The sequence below is a fragment of the Streptomyces sp. NRRL S-350 genome (genome assembly GCF_000719705.1).
Lineage (GTDB): Bacteria > Actinomycetota > Actinomycetes > Streptomycetales > Streptomycetaceae > Kitasatospora.
In genome coordinates this window covers 1-18,847 of record NZ_JOHO01000023.1, presented here as the reverse complement: position 1 = coordinate 18,847, position 18,847 = coordinate 1, and the positions used below count along the sequence as shown (strand labels likewise).

The 18,847-nt window shown below is 75.3% G+C and carries 17 protein-coding genes and 1 pseudogene; 12 read left to right on the top strand and 6 right to left on the bottom strand.

Annotated elements, in window-relative coordinates; all coding sequences use genetic code 11:
* The first annotated feature begins 67 nt into the window (after window positions 1–67).
* A complete protein-coding gene (locus IF30_RS0121415) occupies window positions 68–283 on the top strand; it encodes a hypothetical protein (RefSeq protein ID WP_030240862.1) in 216 nt (71 codons plus the stop codon).
* A 49-nt stretch (window positions 284–332) separates the two neighbouring features.
* Here IF30_RS0121415 and IF30_RS0121410 read toward each other — a convergent pair whose 3' ends face one another.
* Together IF30_RS0121410 and IF30_RS0121405 are read right to left on the bottom strand one after the other, a co-directional pair.
* A complete protein-coding gene (locus tag IF30_RS0121410) occupies window positions 333–3,068 on the bottom strand; it encodes a lysylphosphatidylglycerol synthase transmembrane domain-containing protein (protein WP_158835315.1) in 2,736 nt (911 codons plus the stop codon).
* Between the two features lie 70 nt (window positions 3,069–3,138).
* On the bottom strand, window positions 3,139–3,900 hold the full coding sequence (locus IF30_RS0121405) for an SDR family oxidoreductase (RefSeq protein WP_030240858.1): 762 nt from the start codon (window positions 3,898–3,900) through the stop codon (window positions 3,139–3,141).
* 184 nt (window positions 3,901–4,084) lie between these two features.
* Here IF30_RS0121405 and IF30_RS0121400 point away from each other — a divergent pair, with 184 nt between their 5' ends.
* The 5 genes from IF30_RS0121400 (at window position 4,085) to IF30_RS0121380 (ending at window position 8,597) form a co-directional block, all read left to right on the top strand.
* Entirely contained in the window at window positions 4,085–4,972 is an 888-nt protein-coding gene (locus tag IF30_RS0121400) for a helix-turn-helix transcriptional regulator (RefSeq protein WP_030240856.1), read from the top strand.
* 147 nt (window positions 4,973–5,119) lie between these two features.
* Window positions 5,120–5,386, top strand: a complete 267-nt coding sequence (locus IF30_RS0121395) for a UBP-type zinc finger domain-containing protein (RefSeq protein WP_030240853.1) — start codon at window positions 5,120–5,122, stop codon at window positions 5,384–5,386.
* A gap of 127 nt (window positions 5,387–5,513) precedes the next feature.
* Entirely contained in the window at window positions 5,514–5,786 is a 273-nt protein-coding gene (locus IF30_RS0121390) for a hypothetical protein (RefSeq protein ID WP_030240850.1), read from the top strand.
* A 326-nt stretch (window positions 5,787–6,112) separates the two neighbouring features.
* Window positions 6,113–7,399: a serine hydrolase domain-containing protein gene (locus tag IF30_RS0121385; RefSeq protein WP_234322788.1), complete on the top strand. Its 1,287-nt coding sequence runs from the start codon at window positions 6,113–6,115 to the stop codon at window positions 7,397–7,399.
* 148 nt (window positions 7,400–7,547) lie between these two features.
* Window positions 7,548–8,597, top strand: coding sequence for a sigma-70 family RNA polymerase sigma factor (locus IF30_RS0121380; protein WP_051710751.1), 1,050 nt, complete (start codon window positions 7,548–7,550; stop codon window positions 8,595–8,597).
* Between the two features lie 75 nt (window positions 8,598–8,672).
* On the opposite strand, the pseudogene IF30_RS49460 reads toward IF30_RS0121380, so the two are convergent.
* A pseudogene (locus IF30_RS49460) lies at window positions 8,673–8,840 on the bottom strand (STAS domain-containing protein); the annotation flags it as partial.
* A 178-nt stretch (window positions 8,841–9,018) separates the two neighbouring features.
* Here IF30_RS49460 and IF30_RS47990 point away from each other — a divergent pair.
* The gene (locus tag IF30_RS47990) at window positions 9,019–9,510 is read left to right on the top strand and encodes an NUDIX domain-containing protein (RefSeq protein WP_063752725.1); all 492 of its coding nucleotides are present in this window, start codon (window positions 9,019–9,021) and stop codon (window positions 9,508–9,510) included.
* A 51-nt stretch (window positions 9,511–9,561) separates the two neighbouring features.
* Here IF30_RS47990 and IF30_RS0121360 read toward each other — a convergent pair whose 3' ends face one another.
* From IF30_RS0121360 to IF30_RS0121350, 3 genes are all read right to left on the bottom strand, one after another.
* On the bottom strand, window positions 9,562–10,317 hold the full coding sequence (locus IF30_RS0121360; protein ID WP_030240838.1) for a Clp protease N-terminal domain-containing protein: 756 nt from the start codon (window positions 10,315–10,317) through the stop codon (window positions 9,562–9,564).
* Window positions 10,318–10,402: 85 nt separating this feature from the next.
* Window positions 10,403–11,146 (bottom strand): tyrosine-protein phosphatase, encoded by a 744-nt coding sequence (locus IF30_RS0121355; protein WP_051710747.1) that lies wholly within the window; start codon window positions 11,144–11,146, stop codon window positions 10,403–10,405.
* A 248-nt stretch (window positions 11,147–11,394) separates the two neighbouring features.
* Window positions 11,395–12,147, bottom strand: a complete 753-nt coding sequence (locus IF30_RS0121350) for a VC0807 family protein (RefSeq protein ID WP_234322787.1) — start codon at window positions 12,145–12,147, stop codon at window positions 11,395–11,397.
* 354 nt (window positions 12,148–12,501) lie between these two features.
* On the opposite strand from IF30_RS0121350, the gene IF30_RS0121345 reads away from it, so the two are divergent.
* The 5 genes from IF30_RS0121345 to IF30_RS41750 all read left to right on the top strand — a co-directional run.
* Entirely contained in the window at window positions 12,502–13,305 is an 804-nt protein-coding gene (locus tag IF30_RS0121345; RefSeq protein ID WP_078891565.1) for an RNA polymerase sigma factor, read from the top strand.
* Entirely contained in the window at window positions 13,302–14,294 is a 993-nt protein-coding gene (locus IF30_RS43780) for a hypothetical protein (protein ID WP_051710745.1), read from the top strand. The genes IF30_RS0121345 and IF30_RS43780 overlap by 4 nt, the downstream gene beginning before the upstream one ends.
* A 331-nt stretch (window positions 14,295–14,625) precedes the next feature.
* Window positions 14,626–15,255 (top strand): hypothetical protein, encoded by a 630-nt coding sequence (locus tag IF30_RS0121335; RefSeq protein WP_030240828.1) that lies wholly within the window; start codon window positions 14,626–14,628, stop codon window positions 15,253–15,255.
* A 138-nt stretch (window positions 15,256–15,393) separates the two neighbouring features.
* On the top strand, window positions 15,394–17,661 hold the full coding sequence (locus tag IF30_RS0121330) for a bifunctional polysaccharide deacetylase/glycosyltransferase family 2 protein (protein ID WP_078891564.1): 2,268 nt from the start codon (window positions 15,394–15,396) through the stop codon (window positions 17,659–17,661).
* A gap of 12 nt (window positions 17,662–17,673) precedes the next feature.
* On the top strand, window positions 17,674–18,847 hold a 1,174-nt coding region (locus IF30_RS41750; RefSeq protein ID WP_158835312.1), incomplete at its 3' end, for a protein kinase domain-containing protein.

The following is an 18,847-nucleotide window of genomic DNA, read 5'->3' as shown; positions in this document are numbered from 1 at the left end:
GCCCGTGGAACCTCCTAACCCTGGAAACCTCCACCCCTGGAAGCTCCTGACAGTGAGGACGGATGCCATGCCGCAGGACCACGAGGACTACCTGGTCGACGAGACCGCCGAGACCGTCGAGAGCGACGAGGAGGTGCCCGAGGCCGAGGAGTTCGAGGAGTACGACGAGTACGACGAGGTCGCCGAGCGCCGGGCCCTCGGCGCGGACCCGGCCACCGACGTCGCGGACGTCGCCGAGCAGGCCCGCGTGGTCCCGCTGGACGAGGACGAGTACCGGGAGTAGCCGGACGCCGGAGGGCGGCTCGACGTGCCGTGGTGCACGTCGGGCCGCCCTACAGTGCCCGGCGGCGCTGCAGCCAGGCCATCGCCGCCCAGCCCGGCAGCACCGGCAGGATCAGCGTCAGCAGCCGGAACAGCGCCACCGCCGCCAGCGCACCGCCCTTCTCCATCGACGCGGTCTGCTGCAGCAGCGTGATCAGCGCCCCGTCCACCGCGCCGGCCCCGCCCGGGGTCGGCGCGGCGCTGCCGGCCGCGTTGCCCACCAGGAACACCACCGCGACCGAGGCGAAGGACGGCTCCCGGCCGATCGCCCGGGCACAGCAGTACAGGCAGGAGATCAGGCAGAGCGACACCAGCAGCTGCCCGGTCACCCCCACCGCCAGCCGGGTCGGACTGCGCAGCAGGTCCAGCAGCCGCGGCAGCACCTCCGTCGTCAACGGCCGCAGCCGCGCCGCCAGCCACCGCCGGGCCGCCGGGATCGCCGACACCACCGCGAGCAGCGCCGCCGCCCCCGCCAGCCCGCCCACCACGGCGGGCAGCGCGTCGAGCTCGGAGCCGCCCGGCTGCATGTCCAGCAGGTAGACGAAGGCCCCCAGCTGCAGCAGGTGCAGCACCAGCCCGAGGATCGTCCCCACCCCGACGCTGGACAGCGCCTGCGCCGTCGGGATCCCGGCCCGCTGCAGCAGCCGGGTGTTCAACGCGACCCCGCCGACCCCGCCCGGCGACACCAGCTTCACGAACGACCCCGCCACCTGCGCCAGCACCGCGTTGCGGAAGTCCAGCCGCTCCGGCACGAAGCCGACGAAGCCCATCGCTGCCGCGACATGGCTCGCCGCCGCCGTGGCCAGCGCCAGCAGCAGCCACCACGGGTCGGCGTCCGCGAGGGCGGAGATCGGATTGTCCTCCGCCGCGAACAACTGCGGGATCAGCAGCCACCCGGCCACCACCCCGCCCACGACGGCCAGCAACGTCCGCGGCCGCAACCGCTCCAGCCGCACCGGCCGCCCCACCGCCTGCGGGCGCGCCCGCAACACCTCCGCCCGGATCTCCTCCAGCAACCCGCCGGGGACCGGCGCGGGGGCGGCGGGGGCCGGGTGCTCGGGCGGTGCCACCCCTGCGGCCGTCGCGGCCATGGCGGGCGTCGCGGTCTGCTTGGTGTGGCGTTTGAGGGCGAGGCGGGTGGTGTGGGTGAGGGCGATGGGCTGGAGGAGGGGGAGGGCGGCGCCGACGGGGTCGGGACCGAGGACGGCGGTGGCGGTGCGGACGGAACGGGCGGCGCCCGCGCGCAGGGCGAGGGTGGTGAGGAGCTGGGCGATGTCGCAGCGCAGCACGAGTTCGGTGGCGGCGATGTCCCCGTCGGCGAAGTCGACCAGGTGCACCGCGCCCGCGTCGTCGATCAGCAGGGAGGACGGGACCAGGGCGCGGTGGGCGACCTCGCGGCGCTGGAGGACGGCGAGCTGGCGCCAGGCGTCGGTGAGCAGCGCGTCGGTGATCTCCTCGTCGGCGAGCTGGTCCAGGGTGCGGCCGACCAGCCGCTCGTACGCGATGAGGGCGGTGTCCTGGCCGAGGCCGGCGGTGGCGGCGATGCGGCGGGTGCGGACGCCGGCGGCCAGGGCCGCGTACGCCACCAGGGCCTCGTGCTCCAGGCCGGTGCGCGGCGAGCGCAGGACGCGCGGGTCGGGGGCGGTGCGCAGACGCAGGCGGCGCCAGGCGCGTCGGATGGCGGCGGCGGTGACGGCCTGCCGGTCGAGCACTTGGACGTCCAGGTCGGGGCGACCGTCGGTCTGCCGGACCCGGTAGCGGTCGGGCCCGGTCGGCTGCGCCTCGACCGGGCGCAGTCCGCTGTCGCGCAGGGCGCGCAGGATCTCGCCGGGCCGGGGGCAGGGGTCGGGGGTGCCGACGGCGTACAGGGTGCCGTGGGCGCCGGTCCAGCCCAGCAGCAGGCCGAGCAGCAGCGCGGTCGGGGTGGCGAATCCGCCGGCCAGCCCGGCGAGGCCGTAGAGCGTCAGGACGGTCCAGGGCAGGCGGCGTTCGCGGCTGCCGGAGGCGGTCATGAAGGCGAGGACCGGGGCCAGGTAGCCGTAGACGGGCTCGGTGTGCCCGAGGACGTCGGCGGGCAGCGGCTGGGTGAGCGCCGTGAGCAGTGAGGGCGGGGCGAGGTTGTCGGCCCACAGGTCCAGGCCGAGGGTGGTGCCGTACGCGAGGACGGCGGCGAGCAGCCCGTCGGACACCTGCTGGAGGGCTCGCCGTCGGTCGGGGCCGAGCAGGCGGTGGACGGCGAGGCCGACCGGCAGCAGGAGGACGACGGCGGTGGTGAGCCCGCCGGCCAGGCCCGCCAGCGGCCGCGGCACCAGCGCGGCGGCCTCGGCGACGTCGGCGGCGATCCCGCCGGTGGTGGCCCGGGCGTAGTCGGCGAGGAGGAGGGTGAGGGCGATCGCGAACAGGCCGCCGAGCAGCCGGATCAGGGCGACGGGCTGCCGGAGCCGGCCGGTGGCGGGCACCGGGCGCGCCGGGAACCGGGCGGGCCCCGCGTGGCCCGGCGCTCCGGCTGCGCTGCTGTCCGCTGCGCTGCCTTCTGCTGCGGTGCCTCCTGCCGTGCTGCCGTCTGGTGCGCTGCCTGCCGCCGGGCTGCCTTCTGCTGGGCCGCCGTCCGCGACGACGCTGTCCGCTGCGCTGCTGGCCGCGGCCCCGCCGGCCGGCGCGCGCGCGTCGCCCGCCCGCTGTGCGGGCACACCGCCGGTGTCGCCCCCGTCGGTGTCGCCGTTCGTTCTCCCCGTCACGATCGCCACGGTTGGCATGCTCCCATGCCGCCCGAGGCCGTGGAGCGGGGTACGCCGGAGCGCCCGCCGCCCCCGGGCCCTACGCCTGCCGGGTCGGCAGGACCACCAGGTGGCGCAGGTTGACGTGCCGGGGACGGCTGACGGTGTACGCGACGAGGTCGGCGATGTCCTCGGCGCCGAGCGCCGGGATGGCGTCGAACATTCCGCCGAGCTGGTCGCGCAGCACCGGGTTGTCGATGTGCCCGCCGAGCTCGGTGTCGGTCAGTCCGGGCTCGATCGCGCTGACCCGGACGTCCCGCGGGCCGAGTTCGCTGCGCAGGGCGGCGGACAGCTGGGTCAGCGCGGCCTTGGTGGCGCCGTACACGGCGTAGTCGGGAAAGACCACGTGCGAGGCGATGGAGGAGACGTTGACCAGGTCGGCGGTGCGGCCTTCGGCGGCGGCCGAGGTGAGGTCGTCGGTGAAGGCGCGCACGATCCGCAGCGCGCCGGTGAGGTTGGTGTCGACCATGCGGGTCCACTCGTCGATCCGGCCGTCGGCGAGCGGGTTGGGCAGCATCACCCCGGCGTTGTTGACCACCAGGTCGACCCGGCCGTAGGCGTCGTGGACGGTCTTCGCGGCGGCGTCCACGGAGGCCTGGTCGGTGATGTCGGTGGTGACGGCGAGTGCCTGCCCGCCCGCGGCGGCGATCTCGGCGGCGAGCGCGTCCAGCCGCTCGGTGCGGCGGGCAAGCAGCGCGACCCGGGCGCCGTGGGCGGCGAGGGCCCGGGCGGTGGCGGCGCCCATGCCGCTGGCCGCTCCGGTGACGACGGCGGTGCGGGTGGCGAGGGAGGCGAGGGTCATCGGGGCTCCAGGTGTTCCGGGGCGGTCGGGCTGACGTCGACCACTCTGCGCGGGCCGCGACCGCCGACCCAGGGCTGCGCTGTTCCCGGGAACGGCCTTCCTGGGAACGGCCTTCCTGGGAACGGCCTTCCTGGGAACGGCAGTACCACCCTGGCGCGGCCGGGCCGGGGCTAACCTGCCAGGCATGGAGAACACCCTGGGGGACTTCCTCCGTTCGCGCCGGGCCCGGATCCTGCCGGAGGACGTGGGCCTGCCGTCGTACGGCCGTCGGCGGGTGCAGGGCCTGCGGCGCGAGGAGGTGGCGCAGCTCGCGGGCGTCAGCGTGGACTACTACGTCCGGTTGGAGCAGGGCCGGGGCGGCAGCGCCTCGGACGCGGTACTGGACGCGGTGGCCCGGGTGCTGCGGCTGGACGAAGTGGAGGCGGCGCACCTGCGCTCGCTCGCCCGTCCGCCGAAGGAGCCTGCCGGCACGGGCGCCCAGGGGCGGGGCCGGGGCCGGGGCGGGCAGCAGGTCCGCCCGGGGACGCGGCTGCTGCTGGACCTGATGGCCGGGGTGCCGGCCTTCGTCCTGGGCCGCCGGATGGACGTCCTGGCCTGGAACGAGCTGGGCGACGCGGTGAGCGGCTTCTCCGTCCACGCCGCCGCCGTTCCGGGCAGCCCGCCCAACCAGGCCCGGCACGCCTTCCTCGACCCCGCGGCCCGGGAGTACTACCGGCAGTGGGACGCGGTCGCCGCGGAGACCGTCTCCTACCTGCGCCGGGACGCCGGGCTGCACCCGGAGGACCCGGCGCTGGGCGCCCTGGTGGGCGAACTGTCCCTGCGCAGCGAGGACTTCCGCCGACTCTGGGCGGACCACCTGGTGCGGGAGAAGACCCACGGGGTCAAGCTGGTCAGGCACCCGCTGGTCGGCGACCTGGACTTCGGCTACGAGACCCTGGGCGTCAACGGCTCGCCGGACCAGCTGCTGGTCGTCTACACCGCCCCGGTGGGTTCGCCGACCGCCCAGAAGCTGGCCCTGCTGGGCAGTTGGACGGCCCCGGGGGCGGTGTCCGAGGCCTCGGAGGTGTCATGAGTGTCGTGAGCCTCCCGGCCCGGGCGGGCGGGCCGACGCGGCCGGAGGAGGGCCGACGCGTCGGAGGCGGTGCGCCGGCGCGTCCCGAAGGGGCGGGACGGGCCGGCTTGGCGGGCGAGCGGGCCCGGAGCGGCATAGCCTGCAGTCATGAGTGCCTGCGAAGACCTCGCTCTGGCCCCTCAGGACATCGAGCCCCTCCCGCCTCCCGACGGTTGCACCGACTGCCTGGCACAGGGCCGGCGGGACTGGGTGCACCTGCGGATCTGCCTGGACTGCGGCCACATCGGCTGCTGCGACTTCTCGCCGCAGCGGCACGCCACCGCGCACTTCCACAACACCTCCCACCCGGTGATCCGCTCGTACGAGCCGGGGGAGGACTGGCGCTGGTGCTTCGTCCACGAGGTCATGGGCTGAACCGGGCCTCCGGGCGCCGTCCGCCCGGTGGCGGGGACACTCGACTCCGGTAAAATCCGGACAAGACGCCCGTGCGGCCCTCCGGCCGGCATCCGTCCGGCCGGTGACCGCCGAAGGGAGGCCGACGATGACCAAGCGAACCCCGGGCAACACCGCCCGGCTCCGCCAGGGCACCCAGGAACTGCTGGAACGCCGGGGCATGGCGAGCCCACCCGTCCGGATCGCGCCGAAACCGGGCACCGGCGCGACATCCTCCTCCACCGCGGGATACGGCGCGGGCGAGGCCTTCCGGCACGGCGGGCGCGCCGCACCGACCACGGCGACGCACGCCGCCCCGTCCGTGCACGCCGAACTCAAGGGGCACCGGCACCGGGGCGCGGAGAAGCACTCCGCTCACTGAGGCCCTCCGCTGGAGCCCCACTGAGGTTGCACCCGCCGGGCGGTCCGCCCGGCACGCGGCCGGGGGCGGGCGCCCGCAGCCCGGGCACCCGCCCCCGACGCCCGACCCGGGCGCCCGACCCTGACGCGTGACCCGGGCAACCGACCCTGACATGTGATCAGGGACGTTCTCCGGGGCGGCTGGGGGGCGCGCCCGGATGCCGCGACAGCGCGCGTTCCCGAAGACTCTCTCCTGCCGAAGCCACCGTCGGCCGGGCGGTCCGCCGAAGTGCGGCCGAACGTCGGCCGGGCGAAACACCGTTGGAGAGAAGCCGGATGAACACCCGCATGCGCAGCAGCCGTTGGACCACCCTCGCCGCAGCGGGTGCGCTGCTCGCCGCCGTCACGGTCGGCGCCGCGGCCCCGGCCCTGGCCGCCGACGTGCCGGAGGCCGGCGCAGCTTCCGGGGCCGGCGCGGTTTCCGGCAACGGGACGGGAACCGGCACCGTGACCGCCCCCGTGACCGCCCCCGTCACCGCCCGGCCAGGGCCGCTGGACCGGGAGACGCTGGCGAAGACCCTCGACACCCTGCCCGCCGACATCACCGGCGCGCTGGTCCGGGTCGGCGGCCCGGAGGCGCGGTGGCGCGGCACCTCCGGCGAGGACGTCCCGGCGAACGCCCGGTTCCGGATCGGCAGCATCTCCAAGGTGTTCACCGCCACCGTGCTGCTCCAACTCGCCGCCGAGGGCAAGGTCGACCTGGACGGCGGCACCGTCCAGCGGTACCTGCCCGGACTGCTCCCGGCCGGCTACCCGCCGGTCACCGTACGCCAGTTGCTCGACCACACCAGCGGGCTGCCCGGGGGCGGCGGCATGACCTCGGGAGACGGCAGCACGGCATGGTTCGCCGCGCACAGGGCGGACTACTTCAGCCCCGAGCAGATCGTCGCCGACATGCTCACCCAACCCATGAGCTTCGCGCCCGGCACCGCGCAGCAGTACAACGGCAACAACTACTTCGTCGCCGGGATGGTGATCGAGAAGGTCACCGGCGACACCTTCGCCGACCAGGTGCGGCGGCGCATCACCGGCCCGCTCGGCCTGCACGCCACGTACGTCCCGGCCGCCGACGACCTGACCGTCCACGGCCCGCACGCCTCCGTCCACGTGGACGTCCCCGCCGCCGACGGCAGCACCAGCCGGGTCGACGTCACCGAGCAGAGCCCGTACCCGTGGGCCGAGGGCGGCATGGTCTCCTCCGCCGCCGACCTGGAGCGCTTCTTCGACGCCCTCCTCCGCGGCCGCCTGCTGCCGCCCGCCCAGCAGGCCGAGGTGTTCGCCGTCCCGAACGTGCCCAACGACCACAACAAGAACTGCGAGATCGGCCCGACCGCAGGCCACGCGTGCTTCAGCGCGGGCGGCCTGCTGCGCACCGTGCTGCCGAACGGCACCGAGGTCTGGGGCAAGACCGGCGCCCGGCCGGGCTACAGCAGCAGTGTCTTCGCCACCCGAGACCTCTCCCGCACCGTGGTCGTGGGGCTCAATCCGACCGGCATCTCCGGCGAGGAGTTCCCCACCATGTGGAAGCTGGTGACCACCGCCTTCGGCTCCGGGCAGGTGTACGGGAAGCGGTGAGCGGGATTGTCAGACGCCTGCGCTAGGTTCGTCCCGTTCACCAGAGCAGGGCACCGCAAGCACCGCAGGCACGGCAGACACCGCAAGCACCGCAGGCACGGCAGACACCGCAAGCACCGCAGGCACCGCACGACGACGGGGGCGCACCATGGTCGACATGACGACGGAGGAGCCGGTCGAGCTCCAGCTGGAGCGGTACCGCACCGAACTCACCGGCTACTGCTACCGGATGCTCGGCTCGGTCTTCGAGGCCGAGGACGCGGTGCAGGAGACCATGGTCCGGGCCTGGCGCGGCCACAAGGGCTTCGAGGGCCGCTCCGCGCTGCGCTCCTGGGTCTACCGCATCGCGACCAACGTCTGCCTGGACGCGCTGAACGGCCGGTCCGCCCGGGCCCGCCCGATGGACCTGGCCGGCCCGGTCACGGTGGCCGCGGCACACGACACCCAGCTGCCCGAGGTGACCTGGATCGGCCCCGCCCCGGACGGCCGGGTGCTGCCCGAGACGGCGGACCCGGCCGAGGTGGCCGCCCAGCGCGAGTCGGTGAAGCTGGCCTTCGTGGCCGTGCTGCAGCGGCTCGCGCCGCGGCAGCGGGCGGTGCTGATCCTGCGCGAGGTGCTCGGCTGGAAGGCCGCCGAGGCCGCCGAACTGCTCGGTGTCACGGTCGCCTCGGTGAACAGCGCACTGCAGCGCGCCCGCGCGGTGCTCGCCGCCGACACCCCGGTCGCCCGGCCGGCCCCCGCCCTGGACGAGGACCACCGCGCGCTGCTGGACCGCTACGTCCGCGCCTTCGAGGCGTACGACATGGACGGCCTCGCCGCACTGCTGCACGAGGACGTCACGCTCAACATGCCGCCGTTCGCGATGTGGCTGCAGGGGAAGGGCGAGATCCGCGCCTGGATGCTGGGCCCCGGGCACGGCTGCCGCGGCTCCCGGCTGCTCCCGGTGACGGCCAACGGCGGGCCGGCCTTCGGCCAGTACCGGCCGAGCCCGGCGGGCGGGCACGAGCCATGGGCGCTGATCGTGCCGGAGGTGTCAGCCGGCCGGATCACCGGGTTCACCAACTTCCTCGACACCGACGTGCTCTTCCCGCTCTTCGGCCTGCCGCTCCGGCTGGACGCCGGGCAGGCCGGGGGGCGGACCGGAGGCGAGGAGGCCGGCGTCGGGCAGTCCGGTGGCGAGGAGGCCGTCGCCCAGTAGTTCCGCCGGGCCCAGCAGTTCCGCGACGTCCGGCGGCTCGGAGGCGCCCGGCAGGAGCGCCGCGAGCCCGCTGAACGCGAGCAGTTCCCGCAGCGGGCCGCCCGCGTTCAGCAGCACCACGCCCACGCCGTGCCGGGCGGCGGCGAGCCGCAGGCGGGCGAGGGCGTCGACGACGGCCAGGTCGGGGGCGGTCAGCGCGCCCAGGTCACAGGTCAGGGCGGAGCCGCCCGGTGTGGTCCTCATGCAGATGGGACCGGCGCGAAGCCGCCGACTCATCGGTCCGGGCGTCGGGTCGGGTCGGGCCGCCGGGTCGGGCAGTCGGTCCGGCCGTCGGTCGGGTCGTCGGTCGGGTCGTCGGTCCGCTCGAACGCCGGTGGCAGAGTGGGGGCCACCGTACCCACCCTGCCCCAGGAGGACCGCAGTGACGGTTGAGCCTTTGAAGTCGCGCGAGGAATGGCTGGCGTCCCTGCCGCGGATCTACGCGGCGGCGGGCTGCCTGCTGCGGGACGAGTCCGGCCGGATCCTGGTCGTGAAGGCCGGGTACCGCGAGCACTGGCAGTTCCCGGGCGGCACGATCGACCTCGGCGAGGGCCCGGTCGAGTGCGCCGCACGGGAGTTGGCGGAGGAGACCGGCATCGTCGGGACGACCGGAGACCTGTTGGCGATCTCCTGGACCCACCCTTCCGCCGAACTCGACCACCCGGCCCAGCACTTCCTGTTCGACTTCGGCGCCGTACCGGACGGCACCCCCGTGACCGTCCCGGCCGGCGAGTTGGACGACTACCGGTGGGCCTCCGTCGAGGAGGCGCTGGAGCTCCTGGGCCCGGCCCGCGCGGCCCGGCTGCGGGCGGCGCTGGCGGCGGCCGAGGACGGCGGGGTCCGGATCGTCACCACCCACGTCTCGGGGTTCTAGCCGTGGCGGACCGGCCCCGGGCAGGAGTTGCGCCCGGGGCCGGTCCGGGGCTCACGGCTGCTCGGGCTCCGTGTTCCGGGCGGCGATGATGGCGGCGATGGCCTCCGAGACGAAGGTCTCCGCCTCGGCCTTGTCCACCTTCAGCGCGGTCAGGAGGCCCTGGCCGTTGTCCTGTTCCAGCAGTGCGAGCAGGAGGTGTTCGGTGCCGACGTAGTTGTGCCCGAGCTTGAGCGCCTCGCGGAAGGTCAGCTCCAGCGTCTTCTTGCTCTGCGCGTCGAACGGGATCAGCGCGGGCAGCTCGTCGACGGCGGCCGGGAGGGCGGTGGTGGCCGCCGCTCGCAGGGCCTCGGGGGTGACGCCCTGGGCGGCGAGCGCCTTCATCCCGATGCCCTCGGGCTCGGCGAGCAGGCCGAGCAGCAGGTGTTCCGTGGTGATCTGGGTGTTGCCCGCCTTCCGGGCCTCCTCCTGCGAGGCCACCACGACCTGGCGGGCCCGGGGGGTGAACCGGCTGAACCCCTGGCTGGGGTCGAGGTCGTTCGGCGTGCCGGGGTCCTTGGGGACGAAGCGCTTCTGGGCGGCCTGCTTGCTGACGCCCATGCTGCGGCCGATGTCGGTCCAGGACGCGCCGGAGCGGCGGGCCTGGTCGACGAAGTGGCCGATCAGGTGGTCGGCGAGGTCGCCGAGGTGGTCGGCGGCGATGACCGCGTCGGAGAGCTGGTCGAGCGCGTCGGTGTGGACCTTCTTGATCGCGGCGATCAGGTCGTCGAGGCGCAGCGGAGTGGTGTTGGGAACAACGGGATTCTCCATGCGTCAACCGTAGGTTGTCGGTCCCCCTATCGTCAACCATCGGTTGACGATGTTGAACCGGAGCTCCCGTCCGGCCCGCCGGGCCCTAGGCGGTGGGCAGCAGTCGGCCGCGGACGGCGGCGATCGGGGCGGGCGCGACGCCCGCGGCGAGCAGGTAGCCGGCCGGGTCGAACCCGTCGAGTGCGGCCTCCAGCGCGGCCTCCGCGGTGGTCCCCTCCTCGGCGAGCACCGCGTCGATCCGGCGGTACGGGTCCGGCAGGCCCAGCATGCCGTACAGCGGGCGGACGTTGGGGGCGCTCAGCAGGTAGTCCTCGGCGATCGCGGCGCGGTCGACCCCGGCGAGGGCGAGCAGCAGCAGGGCGGCCAGGCCGGTGCGGTCACGGCCGGCGCCGCAGTGCACGACCACCCCGCCGGGGCGGGCGCCGGCGATCGCGGTGACCAGCGCGGCGGCGGCGTGCGGGCAGTGGTCCAGGTACGGGCGGAGTGCGAGGGGGGTGCCGTCCAGCCGTCCGTGGGTCTCCCACCAGGCGGGGCCGGCGAGCTCGTCCAGCGGGACGCGGACCAGGTCGACACCCTCGGGGAGGGGCAGGAGCGGCTTGTACTCGTCGGCGTTGCGCAGGTCGATCACGGTGCGGACGCCGTGGTCGAGGAGGGCGTCCCAGCCCTCGGCGGTGAGGCGGTCGAGGTTGTCCGCCCGGACTATCGCGCCGCGGGCGGTGCGCCGGCCGGAGGCGGTGGGCAGCCCGCCCAGGTCGCGGACGTTCAGGCAGCCGTCCCAGACGAGGGTGCGCTCCTCGAAGGTGGTCAGCGCTTCCGTCGTCCGGTCCATGGGGCTCCCCGTTTCCTCGCCGGGGGTACCGTTACCCCCTCGTTATGTAAGGACTCCCGGGAGATCGGGATGGTTCCTCGCCGTTCGAGTCCTCGGTGCCGGTGGTTCAGGTGCGGGGCGGTGCCCGAGCGGTGGCGGTGGTGCTCCTGGGCCCGAGTGGTGGCGGTGGTGCTCAGGTGCCGGCGCGGTGGCGCTGGGGCTCATGGGCCCGAGCGGTGGCGGTGGTGCTCAGGTGCCGGCGGCGGGGCTCAGGCGGCGGTCGGGGCCTCGGCCTCGGCGCTGACCAGCTTCTCCAGCGGCTCGGCGGCGGCCTGGCCGAGCAGCGAGCCGGCCACGATCGCGCCGATCAGGAACACGGTGGACAGCCAGGCCATGGTCGAGACGGGCAGGGTGAAGGCGCCGACCACCCGGGCCGCGCACTCCGCCAGCAGCGCGGTGCCCCAGATTCCCGAGAAGACCCGCTCGTAGCGGCGGAAGGCCCGCGACGAGGCCGCCCGGCCCTCGGCCAGCCGCTGCCAGGCGGCGGCGCGTTCCCGCTTGCCCTTGGTGATGAAGGGCATCAGCATCGGGCTCATCACCGGCCGGCCGACCAGTGCGGAGGCCAGGATCGCGAGCGCCACCGTGCCGCTCAGCCCGCCGTCCTTGGCGATCATCAGTCGGGCGTCGCCGGTGACGAAGGTCAGCGCCAGGCCCGCCAGGTTGACGGCCAGCATCAGCGTGGACCACAGGTTGAGCCTGCCCTCGCGCAGCAGGCCGAGGAGGGTGCGGGCGGCCGGGAAGGCGCTGCTCCACGCCAGTGCGGCGAACTCGCTCAGGCCGCAGGCCGAGTGCAGCAGGTAGTAGCCGGCCATCGGGACGGCCACGTCGAGGGCGAGCGGGCGGAGACCGGAGAGCAGGGGGTTGGGCGCCTCGGCGTGGGCGGCGCCCTCGGCGGCGGCCTTCGGGGGAGCGGTGACGGCGACAGTGGCGGTGACGGCGGCGGCGCTGACGGTCTGGCTCACGGTGGGTTCCTCCCCGGCTGGTGGCCGCGGGCTCCTGCCCGCGTCGTGCCTCCAGTCTTTCCGTCGGCCCCCGCCCCGGAGCAGTGCCGTCCGTTGCGGGATCCGCGTGACAGTTGTCATGGTGGGCGCCGCGACACCTCGTCCCACCTGCGGTTCCGGTCGTCCGTGGGGGCACCCGGTCGGAGGTCGCGAGCCCCCGAGGGGCCGGAGTCCCCGAACCGATCCGTGTACGGACAGGCCGGGCGGGGCGGGCTCGTCGGCGTCGCGGGCGGGAGGACGGCGGTTCGCGGGATCGCGGTCCGGTCCGGGCCGGTCCTTCGGCCGGAGCCGCCCCGGCCACCCGAATGGCGCATCATGTGGCGGGTGCAGAGTGCAGAACGCCCCGGAGCGGGCACCGGCAGTTCCGTCGGACGGCCCGGACCAGAAGCCCCCGCCGCCTCGCCACCGGGCCCGGCCCCCGCTCCCCCCGATCTGACCGAGGCGGTCCTCGCCGCGCAGGGCGGTGACGAGGAGGCCTTCCGGCTGCTGTTCCGGACCGTCCAACCGGGCCTGCTGCGCTACCTGAAGGTGCTGGTCGGCGGGCGGCCGGAGGACGTCCAGGACGCCGAGGACATCGCCTCGGAGGCCTGGCTGCAGATCGCCCGCGACCTGCGCGGCTTCTCCGGGGACGGGGACGGTTTCCGTGGCTGGGCCGCCACCATCGCCCGCCACCGGGCCCTCGACCACCTGCGGGCCCGCCGCCGCAGACCGGTCACCGACCTGCCCATCGAGCACCTGTTCGAGCTGGCTGCCGGGAACGACACCGCGGGCGCCGCGCTGAGCACGGTCGGCACCGCCGACGCGCTGGCACTGATCTCCAGGCTGCCGCGCGACCAGGCCGAGGCGGTGCTGTTGCGGGTGGTCATGGAGTTGGACGCGGAGAGCGCCGCCCGGGTCCTCGGCAAGCGGGCCGGCAGCGTTCGGATGGCCGCCCACCGGGGGCTGCGGCGCCTGGCCAAGCTGTTGGAACAGTCCGGGACGACCGGGATCCCCGCCGCGCGACGGGCCGGACCCGGTAGCGCGGACCCGCTCGCGGACCCTGCCGGGAAGTCCGCGGAAAAAAATTCTTCGCAAGGTGTGACAGGACGCCGAGCCGCGACGCTGAAGGACATGAGATGAGCACCAACCGATCCCGTCGGATCGACCGTGACGCCGCCGAGCAGTTGCTCGGCGGTGCCGTGGGCGGCCCGTCGGCCGGGCAGGAGGCCTCGCTCACCGGACCGGACGGCGGTCCCGGGCAGCTCGCCCGGGTGCTGGCCGCGGCCGCCGCCCCGGCGACGGCCGCGGAACTGGTCGGCGAGGAGGCGGCCCTGGCCGCGTTCCGGGAGGCGAGTCTCACACCCGATCCCGTAGTGACCCCCGTTCGGAGACGACGACCGATGACAACCGCGGCGCTGGCCAAGGCCTTCAGCACGAAGGCCGTTGCCGCCGTGCTCGGCGCCACCGCGCTGTGCGGGGTCGCGGTCGCCGCCGGTACCGGCAATCTGCCGTCCCTGGGCGGCAGCCCTGCCGAGCCGGAGCACTCGCGTGCCGCCGGGGGCGGTGCCTCCGGCACGAGCGCGGCCGGCCAGCCAGGCTTCGCCCCGCCGAGCGGTTCGGCCAAGCCCTCCGGCAGCGGCGCGCCGCAGGCCGGACCGTCCACCGCGCGCACTCCCGGCACGCCCTCGGCGGACGGGCACGGCGGCCGGTCGGCCACGCCCGAACTGGTCGCGCTCTGCCACGGCTACCTCGACCGGTCCGGCCGGGGCGAAGGCTCCGGCCAGCTGGTCACCGAACCGCAGTTCGGCCCGCTGGTCACCGCGGCCGAAGGCGCCGAGAAGGTCGCGGAGTACTGCGGCGAGGCGCTCGGCACCACGGGTGGCGACAGCCGTCCGGGCACGGGCGCGCCATCGCACGAACCCGGCCGGAACGCCGGCAGCCCCACCACCGGTGCCGGCAAGGGCGGCGGGGACGAGCCCAAGGGCGGTGGGGACGGCAACGCCACCGGCGGCGCCAGACCCGGGAAGCCCGGCGTCACGGTCCCGACCCCTCCGGCCGCCCCCGCATCCCCGCCCGCGACCCGACCCGGCAAGTCCGACCGTACCGACGGCCCCCCCGCCGAGAGGTAACCCCCAGAACTCCGGGTGGGCGGCGAGCGACTCCCCCCGGGCTCGCCGCCCACCCGGAACGATCCACCCGCAGTCCCGATCCACCCGCAGTCCCGATCCACCCCCGCTTCCAGCGGGACGCAGTGCCAGCAGGACGCAGTACCACCACCCGAAGCTCCGGGTGGCCGGTTGGCTCCCCCGTGCCAGCCGCCCACCCGGCCGGCCCCGGCCGGACCGGCAGGCGTCACCCCGGACGCGCCGCCGGCCCGGTCGGCCCGGAAACGTGCGGCCCGCCCTCCCGCAGTCAGGGCGGGCCGCACCCCGTGCGACCAGAACGGATCTGGATCCGACCGTGACCGTCCATCTGCACGACCACGAGCCGGCGGTCGGGGAACCGCTGCCCGGTTCCCCGGCCGCCTCCCCCTCCCCGGAGGCCGTCTCCTGGGAGGCCTCCTCCGAGGAGGCCTCGGAGGCCGCCGGAACCACCGCCCCGGTGTTCGTGGACTCCTCCGGCCGCCGCCAGCGGCGGGTGCGCCGACTCGGCGTCCTGCTCGCCGTTCCCGCCGTCGGCTACCTGGGTCTGCTGGTCAGCACCGCGCTGGGCGGGCCGACCGTCAGCGCACCCTTCCTGCCGCTGCCGCAGCCCCCCGCAGCCGGTGCGCCGACGCCCGCCCCCGCTCCCGTCGCGGCCGAGCCGACCCCCGCGGACCTGGGCACCGCCCGGCCCGACTCCGTCCAACCGGTCCAGTCCCGCCCGACCGGCGAGGCGCGCCGCACGGGTGCCCCGGCGGCTGCTCCCCGGTCCGCGGCGCCCGTCCCGGTGTCCCTCCCGTCGAGTCCGGCGCCCACGACCCCCGGCGGGAACGCCGGCGGCACCGCGTCCGGTGGTGCCACCGCCGCCCCGACGCCCGGCCACGGCCGACCCACCGAGCCGCCGGGCAACTCCGGCAACAAGCCGACCAAGGCCGCCGCCACCCCCTGACGCCGCCGTCCCCCCGCACTCCGCCCGCCTGCCCGTGCGCCCCGCCCCGGGTGCGGCGTTCCGATGCCCTGCCCTGCCCTGCCCTGCGCTGCCTTGCCCTGCCCTGCCCCTCCCCTCCCCTCCCGGAAAGCACCTCCCATGACCGCAGCCCGCCGTCGAAGAGCCGCCCCGCCCACCCGGAGCAAGCGCCGGGGCCGACGCGGCGTCGTCCGCCAGGGGCCGTTGCGCACCCACTGGCTGCTGCTGACCGCCCTGCTGCTCACCCTGGCCGCCACCCTGCTGTTCCAGGGCTACACCCAGCACCTGTACGACGCCCGCCCCGACCAGGCCGCGACCCCGGCCGCCGCGGGTACCGTCCCCGAGGCGGTCCGTACCGGTGGCCCGGTGATCGACACCGCCGGCGGACAGCCACGCACCGCCGCGCCCAAGCCCGGCACCATCGCGCTCACCTTCGACGACGGCCCGGACCCGCGCTGGACCCCGCAGGTCCTCGACGCCCTGAAGCAGTCCGGCGTGCACGCGACCTTCTTCGTGGTCGGCACTCAGGCTGCCGCCCACCCCGAGCTGGTCCGGCGGATGATCGCCGAGGGCCACCAGGTCGGCATCCACACCTTCACGCACACCGACCTCGGCACCGCCCCCTCCTGGCGCCGCAGCCTGGAACTGCGCGAGGCCCAGCTGACCCTGGCCGGTGCGGCGGACGTCACCAGCTCCCTGCTGCGCCCGCCGTACTCCTCGACCGCCGACGCCCTGGACGACCGCGGCTGGTCCGCCGTCCGGCAGGCCGGGCAGGAGGGCTACCTGACGGTCCTCACCACCCTGGACAGCGAGGACTGGCGCCGCCCGGGTGTGCCCGACATCGTCAAGACGGTCGTCGCCGGGCCCGGCAACCAGGGTCAGATCGTCCTGATGCACGACGCCGGCGGCAACCGGCAGCAGACCGTTGACGCCCTGGACGTCGTGCTGGCCCAACTGAAGGCGCGGGGCTTCCGCTTCGTCACCGTCAGCGAGGCCGTCGGCATGCCCGATCCGGTGCACCCGGCCGGGGCCGCGGACCACTGGCAGGGCCTGGCCCTGATCTGGCTGCTGACCGGCGGCGGCCTGGTGCTCGACGTGCTGGGCTGGCTGCTCTGGGCGGCGGGTGCGGTCAGTGTGCTGCGCGCCGTCGTCGTGCTGGTCGCCGCCCGCCGACACAAGCGGCTTCGCCGGCGTGGCTGGGGCCCGCCGGTCACGGAGCCGGTCAGCGTGATCGTCCCGGCGTACAACGAGATCGCCGGGATCGAGCCGGCCGTCCGTTCGCTGCTGGCCTCCGACCACCCGGTCGAGGTGATCGTCGTCGACGACGGGTCCACCGACGGCACCGCCGATCTGGTGGAGTCACTGAACCTGCCGTACGTCCGGGTGATCCGGCAGGAGAACGCGGGCAAGCCCGCCGCCCTCAACACGGGCATCGCCGCCGCCCGGGCCGAACTGCTGGTGATGGTCGACGGCGACACCGTCTTCGAGCCCGACGCCGTCCGGATGCTGGTGCAGCCGTTCGCCGACCCCGGCGTCGGCGCCGTCTCCGGAAACGCCAAGGTGGTCAACCGGGGTGGTCTGCTGGGTCGTTGGCAGCACATCGAGTACGTGGTCGGCTTCAACCTGGACCGCCGGCTGTTCGACCTCGCCGAGTGCATGCCCACCGTGCCCGGGGCGGTCGGCGCGTTCCGCCGCTCGGCGCTCCTCGCCGTCGGCGGCGTCGGCGAGGAGACCCTGGCCGAGGACACCGACCTCACCATGGCCCTGTGCCGGGCCGGTTGGCGGGTCGTCTACGAGGAGCGGGCCAAGGCCTGGACGGAGGCCCCCGCCTCGTTGAGCGCCCTGTGGCGGCAGCGCTACCGCTGGTGCTACGGCACCCTCCAGGCGATGTGGAAGCACCGGGGCGCGCTCGCCCAGCAAGGCCAAGCGGGCAAGCTGGGCCGGCGCGGCCTGCTCTACCTGCTGATGTTCCAGGTGCTGCTGCCGTTGCTCGCCCCCGTGGTGGACGTCTTCGCGCTGTACGGACTGGCCTTCCTCGACCCGGTCCGGATCGTCGCTCTGTGGGCGGCGTTCCTGCTGGTCCAGGTCCTGATGGGGGTGTACGCCTTCCGCCTGGACAAGGAACGGCTCGGCCCGCTGTGGAGCCTTCCGCTGCAGCAGTTCGTCTACCGGCAGCTGATGTACCTGGTGGTGATCCAGTCCGTGTTCACCGCGCTGGCCGGCTCCCGGCTGCGCTGGCAGCGGATGCAGCGCTACGGCAGCCTCCAGCAGCCGGTCACGGTCGACGGCCCGGGAGCCGCGCAGGGAACCGCGCCGGAGCCGGTGGGCGTCGGCGGCTATCGTGCACGGGTGCACGAGGCGGCCCGGAACCCCGGGCAGGGCACGTGAGGGGAGCTCCAGGTGATCGGACGGGCGCTGAACGGGCGTTACGAACTCGTCGAGATACTCGGCGTCGGCGGCATGGCCACCGTCTGGCGCGGCCTGGACCGGGTGCTGGGGCGTCAGGTGGCCGTGAAGATCCTCAACGGCGGCCTCGCCGACGATCCCCGGTTCGCCGAGCGCTTCAGCCGCGAGGCGCAGCACGCCGCCATGCTGGTGCACCCGGGGATCGCCATGGTGTTCGACTCCGGCGTGGACCAGGGCACCCCGTTCATCGTCATGGAGCTGGTCAACGGGCGCTCGCTCGCCGCCCTCCTGTCGCAGCAGCCCCAACTGCCGCTGGAGCGGGCGGTGGGCATCGCGGCGGCGGTCTGCGAGGCGCTGGCGGTCGCGCACGCGGCCGGGCTGGTGCACCGGGACGTCAAGCCGGGCAACATCATGATCACCGCCGACGGCGGGGTGAAGGTCGTCGACTTCGGCATCGCCCGGGCCGGTTCGTCCGGCAACCTGACCCAGACCGCGAGCGTGCTCGGCACGGCGGCGTACCTGTCGCCCGAGCAGGCCACCGCCTCGGCGGTGGACGGGCGGACGGACCTGTACGCGGTCGGCTGCGTGCTGACCGAAATGCTCACCGGCGCCACCCCGTTCACCGCCGAGACCCCGGTGGCGATCGCCTTCAAGCACGTCAGCGAGCAGCCCCTGCCGCCGTCCGCCCGGCGCCCCGGCCTGCCGCCCGCCCTGGACGCGGCGGTGCTGCGGCTGCTCGCGAAGAACCCGGCCGACCGCCCGGCCGACGCCTCGGCGGCGCGCGCCGAACTCCTCTCCACCGTACCCGGGTTGATCGTCGGCGACCCGACGGCCGAACTCCTGGCCACCGCCGCGCCGACCCAGCTGCTGCCACCCGTTCCGACCTCCCCGAACCAGCAGCACACCACCCTGCTGCCGCCCTCGCCTCCGGCCGCGACCTCGGTGATGGCGCCCATCCCGGCAGCGCCGCCGGCCCCTACCGGTCAGCCCGCCCCGGCCCCGGCGGCGGCCCGTCGCCGCCGCAACAAGCCCCTGGTCCTCGGCGCGCTCGGCGTGGCCGGCCTCGCCGGCCTGACCGCCCTGGCCCTCACCGCCTTCGACGAACCGGCGGGCAACGCCGCCGCCCCCAAGAGGCCCGTGGCGGCCACCGCCCCCACCACCCCCGCCG